We start from the raw sequence: 14757 nt of genomic DNA, 5'->3' as shown, positions 1-14757 counted from the left end.
GTACTGACGTGTACCGATGATCTGTCTCCCAATACTCTGTCCCGAACGAACCAATCCATTCGGGTACAGGACATGACACTTGAAACAGAACGACTCTTGCTTCGCCCCTGGCAGGCCACAGACGCCGCCGATCTATACGAATATGCCAAAGACGCCCGAGTCGGCCCTATCGCTGGCTGGCCCCCACACACCAGTGTGGAGAACAGTGCCGACATCATCCGTACGGTCTTCAATCACCCCGAGGTGTACGCGGTCGAATTGAAGGAAAATCGCCGTGCTGTTGGTTGTGTGGGCATTCTCATAGGCAGCAACAGCAATTTTGAAATCAGTGAGCAGGAAGGTGAAATCGCCTACTGGATCGGTGTGCCGTACTGGGGCAAAGGCCTGACTCCGGAAGCCGTGCGTGAAGTGATGCGACACGCCTTTGAAAACCTGAATCTCAAAGCACTTTGGTGTGGTTACTTCGCCAACAACATCCAGTCCTATGCTGCTCAATCCAAGTGTGGCTTTCGCTTTCATCACACGGAAGAAAACAAATACAACCAGTTCCTCCAAGACTATCGGACAGAACACATTAGCCGTATCACCTACCAAGAATGGCTGGACCATACGAAAGAGTAAGGACACAAACCAAAGGTACCGGTGTACGGCGGCAACGACCGACGGACGCAGTCTGGTGACGACGTATACCGCACGAACGCCGCAGAGGAGTGCAAACCTTACTTGGAACTGCACGGAGAGCTAACCGGAATCCCCCGCCGCCCCAGCACTGCCGTGAACTGCAACAGCTAGAGTGCGAAGCCTGCCGCAGGACAGCGCCGCACTTTTCGCCACGCTGCTGGCGAAGGCGCAGGAGGAACTGAATGCCCGTGAAAGTTAATTGAGCCTTATCAACACCCCAGTTCAGGAGACTTTATGAAAATCTCACTTACCCAAGTAACGCAAAAAAACTATGAAGCGATTTGTGAACTGGAGGTCACTGAAGAGCAGGAAGACTACGTGGCAAGTAATACCTGGTCGCTCGTTGAGGCTGCGTACAACCCAGGTTACTTCACACGCGCCATCATCGCGGATGGAGAGCCTGTAGGCTTCTTTATGTGGGTACAAGAGTCAAAAGGCAAAGTTTCTATCTGGCGCTTTATGGTGGACAAACAACATCAGCAGAAATCCATCGGTAGAGTAGCGCTGGGCCTGGCCCTACATGAAATAAAACAGATCGCAGATTTGAAAGAAATTGAAATTTGCTACAACCCCAACAACATCGTAGCTAAAGGGTTTTACTCCAGTTTCGGGTTTGTCGAGGTTGGTATGGATGCAGACGGCGAAGATATGCTGGCGAGGATCAGGATTTGAACTACGCCAAATACAATCCGAGCTTTGCACAACAGTTCTGATGACCTTCAACTCCAACCGCTTATGGCTCAGGTGGGCGCAGAGTCTGTTTCTATTGTGCGAAACGGCCTGGTTGAACTTAACCACTTGTACCGGGAGTTGTGAACGCCTTGCTCGATGGTGAGGGGCCTCAACGCTCCGACATCACCACCATCACCTCCGCATCCTCATCCCCTTCCGCCAGGTAGATATGGCCAATGCTGCTGTTGAAGTAGGCGGTCTCCTGCGGGCCGATGCTCACGGCTTCCCCGGTCTCGAACTGAATCCGCACGCGGCCGGAGAGCACCAGGGCGAATTCCTGCCCGGGGTGGCGGATGTAATCCTCGAACTGCTGCAGCTCGCGGGCAAAGATTCGCGCGTACATGGGGGTCATGCTACGCCCGGGAAAATCTCCGGCCATGGGGTGGTAGTCGTAATTGCCGGTGCTGTAGCCGGGGGCGTCGGCGATGGTGGTGCTGACCACGGTCGGTTGCACCTGGGCGCTGCGGGTCTGGGTCAGGTTCGGCGCGGGGGTGAAGAGCTGGGCGATGTCGACGCCCAGGGCGCGGGCCGCCGCGGCGAGTTTCTCGTAGCTGACCGAAACCTGGGCCAGCTCCATTTTCGACAGGGTCGACAGCGCGACGCCGGAGCGTTCCGAGAGCTGTTTGAGGGTCAGCTTCTGGTTTTTGCGGATGGTCCGCAGGCGTGCGCCGACCTGGGTTCGGTCGATCAGTGGATGGGCGTGGGAGCTCGAGGCGGGCTGGGCTCGGTCGGAACTCATTGGGGCTCTCTGTCAGGCAAATAAGGGCAACCGCGACGCTGGCCGGGGCACGTGGCGAAATATTAACCCATGACCCCGGGTTGACTGGAAAATTCTCATATCTTACATTTCTCGTATGTGAGAATTTTGACCCCTGTTATTTCCCAGCGATCCAGGAACCCCGGCATGCACGACACCCAATGCTTCGACTTCGTCATCATCGGCGCCGGTATTGCCGGTGCTTCCCTGGCCTATCGCCTGGCCGGGCAGGCCAGCGTGCTGGTGCTGGAACGTGAATCGCAGCCGGGCTATCACGCCACCGGGCGCTCGGCGGCGATGTTTATGGAGGCTTACGGCACCCCGCAGATCCAGGCCCTGACCCGCGCCAGCCGGGCTTTCTACCAGCGGCCGCCGCAAGGTTTCTGCGAACACCCGCTGATGGAACCCCGTGGCTGTCTGTACGTCGCCAGCGAGGAACAGCTGGACCAATTGCAGCAAACCTACGATGAAACCCGCGCCCGCTCCGCCAATGTGCGCCTGATCACGGCCGAGCAGGCCCGGGCCCTGGTGCCCTGCCTGCGCCCCGACGCCGTCGCCGGGGCGATGCTGGAAACCGCCGCCCAGGACCTGGACGTGCACGCCCTGCACCAGGGCTTCCTGCGGGCCATGCGCCGGGCCGGTGGGCTGCTGGAGTGCGACACGCACATTGTCGAAGCCAGCCGCGAAGACCGCCACTGGAACCTCACACTCAGTGATGGCCGCGCACTGCAGGCGCGCAATCTGGTGAACGCTGCCGGTGCCTGGGTCGATGAAGTGGCCCAGCTGTGCGGCGTGGCCCCCATCGGCCTGCAACCCTGCCGGCGCAGCGCCTTCACCTTCGACGGCCCGTCGGATGAAGACTTCAGCCGCTGGCCGGCGGTGATCGGCATCGACGAAAGCTTCTACTTCAAGCCCGACGCCGGCCAGTTGCTCGGCTCCCCGGCCAATGCCGACCCGGTGCCGCCCCAGGACGTGATGCCCGAAGAGCTGGACATCGCCACCGGCATCTACCACATCGAGAACGTCACCTCCCTGAGCATCCGCCGCCCGCGCCACAGCTGGGCCGGCCTGCGCTCCTTCGTCGCCGACGGCGATCTGGTGGTGGGCTGGGATGACAGTTGCGAAGGCTTTTTCTGGCTCGCCGCCCAAGGCGGCTACGGCATCCAGTCGGCGGCCGGCGTCTCGCAACTGGCCTGCGCCCTGCTGCTGGGGCAACTGGTCCCCGAAGAACTGCTGAGCCAGGGCGTCGATGCCCAGGCCCTGGCCCCCGCTCGCTTGCGTTAACCCACCCTGCCCACGAGGCCCTTGCCATGTCCAATGACATCCAGCGTTATCCCAGCCACCTGCCCTACCCCTTTTCCCGGGCGATCCGGGTCGGCGGCTTTCTGTTCCTCTCCGGCCAGGTGCCCATGAGCGCCGAAGGCGAAGTGGTGCACGGCGACATCCGCGTGCAGACCGAAGCCGCCCTGGCGCGCATCGGCGAGACCCTGGCCGAATGCGGCGCCAGCTTCGATCAGGTGGTGAAAAGCACCGTTTGGCTCACCGACATGCAGCACTTCGCCGGTTTCAACGAGGTCTACCAGCGCCACTTCAAGAACGGTTTCCCGGTGCGTTCCACCGTCAGCGCCCAACTGGCGCTGGGGGTCGATGTCGAGATCGAAGTCCAGGCCTGGGTCGGCGAAAACTGAGTCACCCGCCGCAGCCCTCAAGTGCGATGCCCAGGACCGCCACGCCAATAGATGACGCGGCCGTCCACCCCACATAACAACAACAAATCGAGGCTAATCGTCATGAAAGAAAGTCTGAAGATCGCCGGCGCCTTCGTCGGTGTGATTGTCGGCGCGGGGTTCGCCTCCGGTCGTGAACTGCTGTTGATGTTCGTCGACTTCGGCGTCTGGGGGCTGGCAGGTGCGGTGGTCAGCGCCGCGCTGTTCACCTTCCTCGGCATGGCCCTGGCCAGCATGGGCAGCCGCCTGCGAGCGGCGTCGCACAAGGACGTGGTGCAGGCCCTGTGCGGCAAGCACCTGGGGGCCCTGGTGGACCTGATGATCACCTTCTTCATGTTCGCCGTGACCGTGGTGATGCTGGCCGGCGGCGGTGCCCTGCTGGAACAGCAATTCGGCATTCCCGCCATCGCCGGCAGCGTGCTGGTGACCCTGATCGTGGTCGCCATCGTGTGCCTGGACGTGCACAAGGTCATCGGCATGATCGGCGCGGTGACGCCCTTCCTGATCATCACCGCGGTCGGCGTCGCACTGTATGGCGCCGCGACCCGTGACCTGAGCTTCGGTGAACTCAATCAACTGGCGGCCAAGCAAGAAGCCGGCGCCAGCCACTGGTTGCTGGGCGCCTTGCTCTACGTGTCCTACAACATCGTTGCCGGGGTGCCGATCCTGGCGATCATGGGCGGCGCGGCCAAGGGCGAGAAACAGGCGATGTGGGGCGGCATCCTCGGCGGCGCGCTGCTGGGCGTGCTGATGCTGGTGATGAGCCTCGGCCTGCTATCGCGCCTGGACAGCGTGGCGGACCTGCCGATGCCCATGCTGTCGATTGCCAGCGAAGTCTCTCCGGCCCTGGGGCTGCTGATGGCGCTGATCATCTTCTGCATGATCCTCAACACCGCCGTGGGCACCCTGTACTCCTTCTCCGCGCGGCTGTTGCCGGCCGGCACCCGACAGTTCCGCCTCGGTTCGATAACCGCCGGCGCCCTGGCGTTTGTCGGCAGCCTGGTGGGCTTTATCAGCCTGGTGGGGCAGGTGTATCCGTTCTTCGGCTACCTGGGGTTCCTGCTGATTGCCGCGGTGGTGATCGGCTGGCTGCGACCACGGCGGGTGGTGGTGGCGTAGCTCAGCAAGGCGCTCAGAACCCTCGCCCCCCATCAATCAGGCACCCTGCATTTAGCGCGGGTGCCTTTTTGTATTCAGCGAGAGCGATAAATTCGATCGCCCCTACGAAAGCTTTTGCTACAGCTTTGGCCTCGTACTGCGCAAAGGCTGGGCTAGCGTTGGAAGGCTGCCCTCAGAAAGGTATTTTTCGTGACCAACGACTTAGCTCTTGAAAAGCATGCGATGACGCCGGCGGAGCAGGCAACCGCTGATGAGGCGTTGCACTTTGCTCGCGCGCATAAGAAAAGAATCGCAAAACGCCTTGCCAGTAGGGACCAGTATCTTACTGAAGAGTCACCGGTTTCAGTTTTTATGGCCGGCTCGCCTGGCGCGGGAAAAACCGAGGCGTCCATCGCTCTTGTGAACCTCTTTGCCGATACCGCGATCCTTAGAATCGACCCTGATGATCTTCGCCATGAGTTCTCAGCCTACACCGGAGCCAACTCATGGCTGTTTCAAGGAGCTGTCTCGATTCTGGTAGAAAAAATACTCGATCTGGCAATCTCGCAAAGGCAGTCCTTTATCTTGGATGGCACCTTTTCAAATATCGAGGTCGCCAGAAGAAATGTGCAACGCTCCTTGAACAAGAAACGCTTTGTTCAAATCCTGTATGTCTACCAAAACCCTTTCCTGGCCTGGGAGTTTGTCAAAGCACGGGAAGAGGCCGAAGGCCGCCGGATTCGCAAAGAGCATTTCATCGATCACTACTTCGCAGCGCGTGACGTTGTAAACCGGCTTAAGCTAGAGTTCGCCAGCGACGTCCACGTGGATCTGCTGCTCAAGCACATCGACAACTCGGGGCGGCTGTACAAAGCGGGGGTCGATAGAATTGACTACCATATTCCCGAGCGATACACACGGGCCGATCTGGAGGCCAAGCTCGGAATGCCATCAGGAGCGCATCCATGACTTTGATCAAGCCAGGTAGGTCCAAAGGTGCGAAAAGCCCTTTTGCCGACTTCATTCGCAACGCAAAGTCCGAGCAGAAGAAGCGCGTCTATACCGAAGTTCTGAGCGAGGCGACAAAGCAGCAGAACCTCATCATGGCGCAAGCAGAAGCGAAACGATCCTGACTCAAACTGGCGAAAAAGCCTGGCTCAATGCCAGGCTTTTCGACAGAGTCGTAGGCGTATCAGATGTTGCTTTGCTCAACAAGCTTTCGCCAGCTCTTGTCCCACTTAATCACCTTCCCTTCACTGTTCTTTTCAGCTGGGTGGAAGACTCTGATATAACGCACGCCGTCCAGTTCAACCTCATCCCGGCTGCGGGCGCTGGGAAATTTTTCATCCAGCGTCTGCCAAACCTTTTCATCTTCCGTTAGAGGCAGCAAGCCAAGAGACTTCAATCGTCCCTCTATTAGCTGCACGTCGTCTTGGAGTTGTTTCAACTCATCCTGAACACCTTTCTCAGCCAACCGCCCTATCGACTTCTCGAGGTATTCGAGGAGCCTTTCCTTGGCCTTCATCAGGTCAAAATCAGAAAACTCGCTCACATAGTTCTCGCGTTCCAAAACATCGTGCCCCTCCTGCAGCGAGAGCACATTAGTATTGATCAACGCATAGGCATGAGCCCCAGTAGGACACGCTCCCCCCTTGTTCGTGGCGATGCAACTGAGGCTGATGGTGTTCAACGTACCGGGATAAAAGAACGCAAAAAGTGCATCAAACTCCTCTTGCTTGAGCGCCTCCATATGACTGGAGCACAGCCCAGCACCTTCGGGGAAATTAACTTCGGTGATGTAGCCTTTCTTGCTCAGCGCATCCACTAGAGCCGAAAAATTGATATCTCCGGTCAGCACCCTGAATTTGAGATAACCAGTAAAGTTGGTGTCATCAGGAAACATAGGCCCTCCTGGCCTCTCGGTCTAAGTAAGCATTTCAGACCGACGAGTATGCCGACTGCGTTCACATAGCCAATAGCTTTTTTGTTTTGATGTAGAAAAACCATAGCGCCTAAAGAATTCTGACTTGCCGCCCTTAGCTGTTGAGAAGTACGGAGAAAGCTTCCAATGAAATTATCGCGTGAAAAAGCAGCATCGTTGCATGGCCTGGTCTAGTCAGTAGCGCATTCGAGAGCGACCACCACCCTCACAACCTAGCGGAAGTATCAATCGTAAGAACACAGCGCAGCAGCATGATCTGCTGCGCTGTCTCTTCAAACAAACCGCCCCGCCCTGAGCGCCTTCAAGAAGGTATAGGACGCATGGTTCAACGTCTCTCGCGGGGCGGTGATCACGCTCACCGAGCGTACGATGCGCTGGTCTTCCAGGCGCAGGAAATTCAGCTGGTCCCCCGCTGCCGAGCGGCTGAGCAGTTCCGGTAGCAAGGTCACGCCCATGCCTTGGGCCACCAGGGCCAGCAGTGAGGTGGTGTTTCTCACGCTGAGGGTCGAGTGCTCGCGGATGTGCCGGAACTCGGCGGCGTTGATCTCGGCGCCTAAGCCACTGTTGATGAAGTTCTGCCCGTCCAGGTCGCTCCAGCGCAGCGGGCGCGCCAGGCGGTTGAGGGGGTTGTCGCTGGCGCAGACCACGCAGAAGGCGTCGGAGAGCAGGAAGTCCTGGTCGATGTTGGGGATGCTCGCCGGTACGGTGCCGATGCCGATATCCACGTCGCCGCTGAGCACCGCTTGCACCACTCGCTCGGAATCCATGTCGCGGATATCCAGGTGGAACTGCGGGTGCTGTTCATGGAATTGCTTGAGCAGCGGCGGCAGCAGGGTGATGGCGAAGGACGGCACCGCCGCCACCCGCACCAGGCCGGTCTCGGCCTTGGCGTAGGTCTTGATGGTGCTGATGGTGCGGTCGAAATGCGCCAGTTCGCGCTGGGCTTCCAGCAGCACGAAACGCCCCAGGGGGCTGAGCTGGTTCTTGCGCTCGCCTTCGAACAAGGCGCCGCCCAGTTCCTCTTCCAGTTGCTTGAGCGAGAGCGACACCGCTGCCGGTGTGCGGTGCAGGCGCTGGGCAGCCTGGGTCAGGCTCTGGCTGGTGGCCACCGCGACGAAAAACTGCAAATTGGAGATCTTGATGCTCATGGCGGCGCGTCCTGCTGGCAAAGGCATAGCTTAAATTTTACTTAAACAACCTTAAAATTTATTAGATTTACTTAATACAAGGCCGACTCATAATCCTCCCAGAACCGCACAAAGGCAACGCCCCGCCTGGCGTGCCGCCCTGGAGGATTTCATGAGCGACAACCATCACAACTACATCGCCGGCCAATGGCTCAAGGGCGCCAGCGAGATCGAGAACCGCAACCCGTCCGACACCCGCGACCTGATCGGCCTCTACGCCCAGGCCTCCCGGGCGCAGTTGGACAGTGCCATTGCCGCCGCCAGCGAGGCCCAGCGAATCTGGGCCCGCAGCGGCCTCGAGCAACGCTACAAGGTGCTGATGGCCATCGGTCAGGAGCTGATGCAGCGTTCTGCGGAAATCGGCAGGACCCTGTCCCGGGAAGAAGGCAAGCCCATGGCCGAAGGTGCTGGAGAGGTGTACCGCGCCGGGCAGTTCTTCACCTACTACGCTGCGGAAACCCTGCGCCAGTTGGGCCAGACCGCCGACTCGGTGCGCGACGGCATCGAGATCGATATCCGCCGTGAACCCATCGGCGTGGTGGCGATCATTTCGCCATGGAATTTCCCCATGGCCACCGCCTGCTGGAAGATCGCCCCGGCCCTGGCCTTCGGCAACGCCGTGGTGTGGAAGCCGGCCAACCTGACCCCGGCCAGCGCGGTGATTCTCAGCGAGATCATCGCCCGCCAGGACTTGCCCGCGGGCCTGTTCAACCTGGTGATGGGCGCCGGTTCCGAGATCGGCCAGGCGCTGATCGAGCACCGGGGCATCAACGCCATTTCCTTCACCGGCTCGGTGGACGTGGGCAAGGGCATCGCCGCCTCGGCCGCCGCCAACCTGACCAAGGTGCAACTGGAAATGGGCTCGAAAAACGCCCTGGCAGTGATGGACGACGCCGACCTCGACCTGGCGGTGAGCTGCGCGATGAATGGCGCCTTTGGCGGTACCGGGCAGAAGTGCACCGCCTCCTCGCGGTTGATCGTGCATGAAGGCATCCACGATGCCTTCGTGGAAAAACTGCTAGCGGCAACCCAGGCGCTCAAGGTCGGCCACGCCCTGGAAGCCGGCACCCAGATCGGCCCGGTGGCCAGCGCCGCACAGCTGGAGGCCAACCTGGCGAACCTGCAACTGGGCCAGCAGGAAGGCGCCGAACTGCTCACCGGCGGCCAGCGCCTGGAGCTGGAAAGCCCCGGTTACTACCAGGCACCGGCGCTGTTCATTGGCGGCAGCAATGCCATGCGCATCAACCGCGAAGAGCTGTTCGCGCCCATCGCCTGCGTGATCAAGGCCGGCAGCTACGAAGAGGCCCTGAGCCTGGTCAACGACACCCGCTTCGGCCTCACCGCCGGCATCATGACCCGCTCCCTGGCCCGCGCCAGCCACTTTCGCCGCAATGCCCGGGTCGGCTGCGTGATGGTCAACCTGCCCACCGCCGGCACCGACTACCACGTGCCTTTCGGCGGCCGTGGCGAGTCCAGCTACGGCCCGCGCGAGCAGGGGCGCTCGGCGGTGGAATTCTACACCCACGTGAAGACCGGCTACATCGCCGCGGGGGCGCCACTATGAGCCTGCCCCAGACCTTCGCCAGCCGCGGCCCGCGCATCGATGCCATGCAGTACGACAACTGGTCGGAAAAGATCTTCCAGCAGATGCGCGAAGGCGGCGTCGATGCGGTCCACGTGACCATCGCCTACCACGAGACCTTCCGCGAAATGGTGGCCAATATCGAAGCCTGGAACCGCAGGTTCCAGCGCTACTCGCACCTGATCCTGCACGGCAAGTGGGCCAGCGACATTGCCCTGGCACGGCAGACCGGGCGCACGGCGATCTTCTTCGGTTTCCAGAACCCCTCGCCCATCGAGGACGACATCGGCCTGGTGGAAGTGGTGCACAGCCTCGGCGCACGCTTCATGCAGCTGACCTACAACAACCAGTCGCTGCTGGCCACCGGTTGCTATGAACAGGAAGACCCGGGGCTGACCCGCATGGGCAAGCAGGTGGTACGGGAGATGAACCGGGTCGGCCTGGTGGTGGACATGTCCCACTCCGCCGAACGCTCGACCCTGCAAGCCATCGAGCACTCCGAGCGCCCGATCGCCATCACCCACGCCAACCCGGCGTTCTGGCACGCGGCGCTGCGCAACAAGTCCGACACCGTGCTCAAGGCCCTGGGCCAGAGCGGTGGCATGTTCGGTTTCTCGCTGTACCCGCACCACCTCAAGGACAAGAGCGCCTGCAGCGTGCAGAGCTTCTGCGAAATGATCGCGCGCACCGCCGAGCTGATGGACGTCGAGCACCTGGGCCTGGGTTCCGACCTGTGCCAGGACCAGCCCAACAGCGTGGTGGACTGGATGCGCGTCGGCCGCTGGACCCTGGATGTCGACTACGGCGAAGGCTCCAAGGCGCAACCGGGCTTCCCCGACCAGCCGGCCTGGTTCCGCGACAACCGCGACTTCCACAACATCGAAGCGGGCCTGCAAGGCGTGGGTTTCAGCGCCCAGGAGGTCGCCGCGATCATGGGCGGCAACTGGCTGCGCTTCTTCGAGAACAATTTTGTTCCGGCCAAGGCCCAGGCAGGTGCCGCCGTCCACCCTCACGAGATCGCGGTCTGAGGCCCCCGACTGTTTCCCGATTGTCCTGACGTCCGGCCTGAACAGGGTCATCGCCAAGCACTAACAACAACAAATGCGCCCATAACAATTATTAGCGATCGACAACGCAACACGGAGGCACCATGGAAATTCCAGGCGAAATCAAAGCGGGGATCGACACCCGCTCGCTGCACAGCCGCGCCGCTGGAACCCTCGACTGGTCGATTTTCTGGATCAGCGGAGGTTTCTTCCTGCTGTTCCTGGTCATTGCCCTGATAGACCTGAACACCCTTTCCAGCCTGATCGGCCACGCCTTCACCTGGAGCACCCACTACTTCGGCCTGTACTGGCAGGTGCTGATGCTGGCGACCTTCGGCGCCAGCCTGTACATCGGCTTCACCCGCCTGGGCCGGGTGCGCCTGGGCGGCGTCGGGCACAAGCCCAGCATCAGCACCTTCAACTGGGTATCGATGATCATGTGCGCCCTGCTGGCCGGCGGCGGCGCCTTCTGGGCCGCTGCCGAACCCATGATGCATTTCATCGCCCCACCGCCGTACTTCGGCGCCGTGGCCAAGAGCGACGCCGCCGGCGTGGCCGCGCTCTCCCAGTCGTTCCTGCACTGGGGTTTCATGGCCTGGGCGGTGCTCGGCAGCCTGCTGACCGTGGTCTACATGTACCTGCACCACGAAAAGAACCTGCCGCTGATGCCGCGCACCCTGCTCTATCCACTGCTGGGCGAGCGTGCCCTGAAGGGCCCGATCGCCGTGTTCGCCGATGCCTCGGCAATCATCGCGGTGGTGGCCGGCACCATTGGCCCGGTGGGCTTTCTCGGCCTGCAGATCGCCTTTGTCCTGCACTCGGTGTGGGGCGTGCCGAACACCATCATGGTCCAGGCCATGGTGATTCTCTCGGTGACGGTGATCTACACCCTGTCCTGTGTGGTGGGCCTGGGCGGCCTGCGGCTGGTGAGCAAGGTCCACGTGTGGCTGATGCTGGGCCTGGCGGCGTTCCTGTTCATCTTCGGCCCCACCCTGTTCCTCAGCGAAACCCTGGCCCAGAGCCTGGCGGTGCACGTCACCAGCTTCTTCCAGACCGCCCTGTACCGCGATGACAACGCCTGGCTCAACAGCTGGACCCTGTTCTACTGGGGCTGGTTCATCGGCTACGCGCCGATGATGGGTATCTACGTGGCCAAGGTCTCCCGCGGGCGCAGCATTCGTGAGGTGATCACCCTGATGTCGGTGGCCGCCCCGCTGATCACCATGCTCTGGTTCACCCTGGTGGGTGGCACCGGGATCGGTATCGAACTGCAGTCGCCGGGCCGCGTGATCAGCCACGGCGTGCAACCTGAGGCGCTGCTGCTCGGGGTGGCCCAGTCGATGCCGCTGCCCAACCTGATTTCGGCGCTGTTCCTGTTCCTCAGTTTCTTCTCGGTGGTCACCAGCGCCGGCTCCATGTCCTATACCGTGGCCATGGCCATCAGCAGCAACCACGCCGAATCCCCGGCCTGGCTGCGGGTGTTCTGGGGCGCCGGCATGGGCCTGGTGGGGGCTACCCTGATCACCCTCGGTGAGGGCGGCATCAGTGCCTTGCAGTCGTTCATCGTGATCACTGCGGTGCCGGTGTCGCTGCTGATCCTCCCGGCGGTCTGGGACGCGATCCGCATTGCCCGGCAAATGGCCTGTGAACAGGGGGTGCTCTGAATGAACCTGCGACCACCCGCCAGCGTCATGAAGGCGGCGCGCCTGGGGGCCTTCCACCAATCCCGGCTGTCGTTCATGCGCCAGTTGCTGCGCCGCCTCAAGGCTGAAAACTGGCAGTTCCAGCGCCCGCTGTGGACCCTCGACAGCCAGGGCGTGGGCCGTGCGGTGTACACCGCCACCGGCCCGCAGCGCAGCTACAGCCTGGTGGCCTTCGCCCATGACCTGGACCCGGCACTGCGCTCGGACCGGGTCATCGCCACCGCCTGGGATGCCACCTTCGCCCTGTTCGACGGCATCCCCGATGCCGCCGACCTGGACCGCCTGGAGGCCAATGTGCCGAAGCAGGAAGCCGGGCGCATTTCCTCCCGCGAGCTGTGCATGGCCCGGGCCAACCGTTCGGTGCGGCTGTTCGACCATGTGATCGAGGCCCTGGCTGCCGGCCGCCAGCCGCAGCGCGAGTTCATCGATGAAGTCGGCTACCTGATGCGCACCACCGCGGTCTACGGCAGCGGCAAGTTCGGCGCGGCCGACCGTGAAAGCATCGCCCAGCGGCCGGAGCTGGCGGCACCCTTCCAGGCGGAAATGCTCACCGTGTTCCTGATCCGCGCCTTCACCCTGGACCTGGTGGAACACCTGGCCCAGGCCCGGGCGCCCCGGCAGGCGGTGACCCTGGAGCCGCAACTGCGCCGGCGTCTGGGCATCGGCAACTCCACGGGGCTGGGCATGGCGCCGTTCCTGCTGAACCATCCGGTGCTCTTGAACAACTGGGTACAGGCCCGTGAAACCGCCCTGCAACGGGTACGCGCCGTGCGCCAGCCATCGGCTGCGGAGCGCCAGCGGTTCGTCGAATTCCTCACCCGGGCCCAGGCCGGCATCGGCCACTGGCACTCCGAGCACGAACTGCAACACGGCCGCATCCTGCAACTGCAAGGTGACCTGCAGCGCCTGGAGCACCATCTCGCCAGCGGCATCCTGGAGCAGGATTCCCCCTGGGACGAACTCTATCGCTGGGCCGAAGGCGCGCTGTCGCTGGAAGCCCAGGAATGCCTGGTGTCGCTGCTGCTGGAGCCCTACGGCCACCTGGTGGATGAGCTGGGCGCCGGTATGCAGGCCGATGAGCAGGCCAGCTTCAGCGTCGACGGCAGCATGAGCATCGGCCGCCTGCGGCAGATACTCGACGAGCATTATTCCTGGGTCGCGGCCATCGACTTTTCCAGCCAAGCCAGCCGCGCGCTGTTCTGGTACGTCTCCGAGGAAAAACTCGAACCGCGGATCGGCCAGCGCTTTGCCGAGCCCGGGCAAGACCTGGAGCAGCCCCTGGCAGTGGCCCGGGACATCGCCCAGTTGCAAGCCGCCCTGCCCGGCTGGAGCGACGCGCAAAGCGTCGCCAGCTTCCTGCTGCGGCACCCGGAACATCGCCACAGCCTGCGCCGGGTGCAACTGGCGCCAGCGTTCCCCTACGCCGACATCCAGGACAACCTGATCGACCAGGCGCTGCTGCCCATCGACCTGCTGCGCTGCAAGCTGTCGTTCTTCGGCGCCACCCACTTCGACCCGCGCTCGGATCGCTGGGTACGCATCACCCTCTACCAGAACGCGCCCTTCCCCCATGAGCTGGGGCAGATGGCCGCGGACGACTGGTCCTACCCCAACCTCGACAGCCAGGAGCAGCGCCGTGCATGCCTCGTTGAATGAAATCGAAAGCCTGTGCAAGAAAGCCGCCCGCGGTGCCGGGCTGTCCTGGGGCCTGGCGGAGGAAGCCGGCAAGGCCGCGCGCTGGCTCTCGGCCCACGGCCTCGACGGGCCCGGCGTGCTGGCCACGCAGCTGCGACAGAATGACGGCTGTGCCTACCAGCAACTGGCCCCGGATGTCAGCGCCGAGCCCTGGCAGGTGCCAGGGCATGCCCTGTGCCCGCTGATTGCCGGGGCGACCCTGAGCGACCACGCCTACCTGCTGCGCAGCAACGGCCGCATCGAGCTCCGGCAGGTGGCGCACCCGCAACTGCTGCTGCCCTTTGCCAGCGCCACCGCGCGCCAGCTCGGCCTGTGGCTGGAGCTGTCCTGGAACGGCTGCTGCCTGAAGTTTTCCCCCTCGGGCGAAGCCTGGCTGGTACGTGCGCAGAACCTCGGCGCCGCCACAGCCGCCCAGGTGCGCTGCGCTTGCACCGATCCTGCCGGCACCCTCGGCAAGCCTCTGGCGGGCAGCATTCCGGACCTGGGCGACAGCCCCCAGCACGACCTCGATCACCTGGCCGCCCGCACCTACGTGCCGGCCTCCGAAGCCTCGCGCCTGCTGGGCGCCGGGGCCGGCCTGAGCGACAACAACTGACCTTTCCACCCT

The 14757-nt window shown here is 62.4% G+C and carries 15 protein-coding genes; 12 read left to right on the top strand and 3 right to left on the bottom strand.

Annotated elements, in window-relative coordinates; translation table 11 throughout:
- Positions 1 to 72: 72 nt before the first annotated feature.
- Both ABCR88_RS04165 and ABCR88_RS04160 read left to right on the top strand, forming a co-directional pair.
- Complete coding sequence (locus ABCR88_RS04165; protein WP_015634094.1) at positions 73 to 621, top strand: GNAT family N-acetyltransferase; 549 nt, start codon at positions 73 to 75, stop codon at positions 619 to 621.
- A gap of 294 nt (positions 622 to 915) precedes the next feature.
- Positions 916 to 1353, top strand: a complete 438-nt coding sequence (locus ABCR88_RS04160; protein ID WP_221809598.1) for a GNAT family N-acetyltransferase — start codon at positions 916 to 918, stop codon at positions 1351 to 1353.
- Between the two features lie 169 nt (positions 1354 to 1522).
- On the opposite strand, the gene ABCR88_RS04155 is transcribed toward ABCR88_RS04160, so the two are convergent.
- Positions 1523 to 2152, bottom strand: a complete 630-nt coding sequence (locus ABCR88_RS04155) for an XRE family transcriptional regulator (RefSeq protein WP_123473942.1) — start codon at positions 2150 to 2152, stop codon at positions 1523 to 1525.
- Positions 2153 to 2317: 165 nt separating this feature from the next.
- Between ABCR88_RS04155 and ABCR88_RS04150 the strand changes: the two genes are divergently transcribed.
- From ABCR88_RS04150 to ABCR88_RS04130, 5 genes are all read left to right on the top strand, one after another.
- Positions 2318 to 3454 (top strand): FAD-dependent oxidoreductase, encoded by a 1137-nt coding sequence (locus tag ABCR88_RS04150; protein ID WP_325985507.1) that lies wholly within the window; start codon positions 2318 to 2320, stop codon positions 3452 to 3454.
- A gap of 26 nt (positions 3455 to 3480) precedes the next feature.
- The gene (locus ABCR88_RS04145; RefSeq protein WP_015634090.1) at positions 3481 to 3858 is read left to right on the top strand and encodes a RidA family protein; all 378 of its coding nucleotides are present in this window, start codon (positions 3481 to 3483) and stop codon (positions 3856 to 3858) included.
- A gap of 102 nt (positions 3859 to 3960) precedes the next feature.
- Entirely contained in the window at positions 3961 to 5016 is a 1056-nt protein-coding gene (locus ABCR88_RS04140; protein WP_041115884.1) for a membrane protein, read from the top strand.
- A 222-nt stretch (positions 5017 to 5238) separates the two neighbouring features.
- On the top strand, positions 5239 to 5964 hold the full coding sequence (locus ABCR88_RS04135) for a zeta toxin family protein (RefSeq protein WP_350024116.1): 726 nt from the start codon (positions 5239 to 5241) through the stop codon (positions 5962 to 5964).
- Entirely contained in the window at positions 5961 to 6128 is a 168-nt protein-coding gene (locus ABCR88_RS04130) for a hypothetical protein (protein ID WP_171820687.1), read from the top strand. The genes ABCR88_RS04135 and ABCR88_RS04130 overlap by 4 nt, the downstream gene beginning before the upstream one ends.
- Before the next feature lie 59 nt (positions 6129 to 6187).
- Here the strand turns inward: ABCR88_RS04130 and ABCR88_RS04125 are convergent, their stop codons facing one another.
- Positions 6188 to 6898: a hypothetical protein gene (locus ABCR88_RS04125; protein ID WP_052470385.1), complete on the bottom strand. Its 711-nt coding sequence runs from the start codon at positions 6896 to 6898 to the stop codon at positions 6188 to 6190.
- Between the two features lie 311 nt (positions 6899 to 7209).
- Positions 7210 to 8085, bottom strand: coding sequence for a LysR substrate-binding domain-containing protein (locus tag ABCR88_RS04120; RefSeq protein ID WP_350404153.1), 876 nt, complete (start codon positions 8083 to 8085; stop codon positions 7210 to 7212).
- A gap of 151 nt (positions 8086 to 8236) precedes the next feature.
- Here ABCR88_RS04120 and ABCR88_RS04115 point away from each other — a divergent pair, with 151 nt between their 5' ends.
- The 5 genes from ABCR88_RS04115 to ABCR88_RS04095 all read left to right on the top strand — a co-directional run bounded on the left by ABCR88_RS04115 (position 8237) and on the right by ABCR88_RS04095 (position 14745).
- On the top strand, positions 8237 to 9688 hold the full coding sequence (locus ABCR88_RS04115; RefSeq protein ID WP_350404152.1) for an aldehyde dehydrogenase family protein: 1452 nt from the start codon (positions 8237 to 8239) through the stop codon (positions 9686 to 9688).
- Positions 9685 to 10734, top strand: coding sequence for a membrane dipeptidase (locus tag ABCR88_RS04110; RefSeq protein WP_350404151.1), 1050 nt, complete (start codon positions 9685 to 9687; stop codon positions 10732 to 10734). Before ABCR88_RS04115 ends, ABCR88_RS04110 begins: the two co-directional genes overlap by 4 nt.
- 122 nt (positions 10735 to 10856) lie before the next feature.
- Complete coding sequence (locus tag ABCR88_RS04105) at positions 10857 to 12416, top strand: BCCT family transporter (protein WP_350404150.1); 1560 nt, start codon at positions 10857 to 10859, stop codon at positions 12414 to 12416.
- Positions 12417 to 14111: a hypothetical protein gene (locus ABCR88_RS04100; protein ID WP_015634085.1), complete on the top strand. Its 1695-nt coding sequence runs from the start codon at positions 12417 to 12419 to the stop codon at positions 14109 to 14111.
- Positions 14092 to 14745, top strand: a complete 654-nt coding sequence (locus ABCR88_RS04095; RefSeq protein WP_011059161.1) for a DUF3726 domain-containing protein — start codon at positions 14092 to 14094, stop codon at positions 14743 to 14745. Before ABCR88_RS04100 ends, ABCR88_RS04095 begins: the two co-directional genes overlap by 20 nt.
- Positions 14746 to 14757: the final 12 nt, after the last annotated feature.

This window comes from Pseudomonas sp. W17, assembly GCF_040268305.1.
Taxonomy (GTDB): Bacteria; Pseudomonadota; Gammaproteobacteria; order Pseudomonadales; family Pseudomonadaceae; genus Aquipseudomonas; species Aquipseudomonas protegens.
The sequence above is the reverse complement of the archived record's forward strand: the minus strand, read 5'-3'. Positions and strand labels throughout refer to the sequence as shown.

Coding starts and splice junctions, on each gene's coding strand:
- ABCR88_RS04165 (WP_015634094.1), top strand. CDS start 73: ATGACACTTGAAACAGAACGACTCTTGCTTCGCCCCTGGCAGGCCACA.
- ABCR88_RS04160 (WP_221809598.1), top strand. CDS start 916: ATGAAAATCTCACTTACCCAAGTAACGCAAAAAAACTATGAAGCGATT.
- ABCR88_RS04155 (WP_123473942.1), bottom strand. CDS start 2,152: ATGAGTTCCGACCGAGCCCAGCCCGCCTCGAGCTCCCACGCCCATCCA.
- ABCR88_RS04150 (WP_325985507.1), top strand. CDS start 2,318: ATGCACGACACCCAATGCTTCGACTTCGTCATCATCGGCGCCGGTATT.
- ABCR88_RS04145 (WP_015634090.1), top strand. CDS start 3,481: ATGTCCAATGACATCCAGCGTTATCCCAGCCACCTGCCCTACCCCTTT.
- ABCR88_RS04140 (WP_041115884.1), top strand. CDS start 3,961: ATGAAAGAAAGTCTGAAGATCGCCGGCGCCTTCGTCGGTGTGATTGTC.
- ABCR88_RS04135 (WP_350024116.1), top strand. CDS start 5,239: ATGACGCCGGCGGAGCAGGCAACCGCTGATGAGGCGTTGCACTTTGCT.
- ABCR88_RS04130 (WP_171820687.1), top strand. CDS start 5,961: ATGACTTTGATCAAGCCAGGTAGGTCCAAAGGTGCGAAAAGCCCTTTT.
- ABCR88_RS04125 (WP_052470385.1), bottom strand. CDS start 6,898: ATGTTTCCTGATGACACCAACTTTACTGGTTATCTCAAATTCAGGGTG.
- ABCR88_RS04120 (WP_350404153.1), bottom strand. CDS start 8,085: ATGAGCATCAAGATCTCCAATTTGCAGTTTTTCGTCGCGGTGGCCACC.
- ABCR88_RS04115 (WP_350404152.1), top strand. CDS start 8,237: ATGAGCGACAACCATCACAACTACATCGCCGGCCAATGGCTCAAGGGC.
- ABCR88_RS04110 (WP_350404151.1), top strand. CDS start 9,685: ATGAGCCTGCCCCAGACCTTCGCCAGCCGCGGCCCGCGCATCGATGCC.
- ABCR88_RS04105 (WP_350404150.1), top strand. CDS start 10,857: ATGGAAATTCCAGGCGAAATCAAAGCGGGGATCGACACCCGCTCGCTG.
- ABCR88_RS04100 (WP_015634085.1), top strand. CDS start 12,417: ATGAACCTGCGACCACCCGCCAGCGTCATGAAGGCGGCGCGCCTGGGG.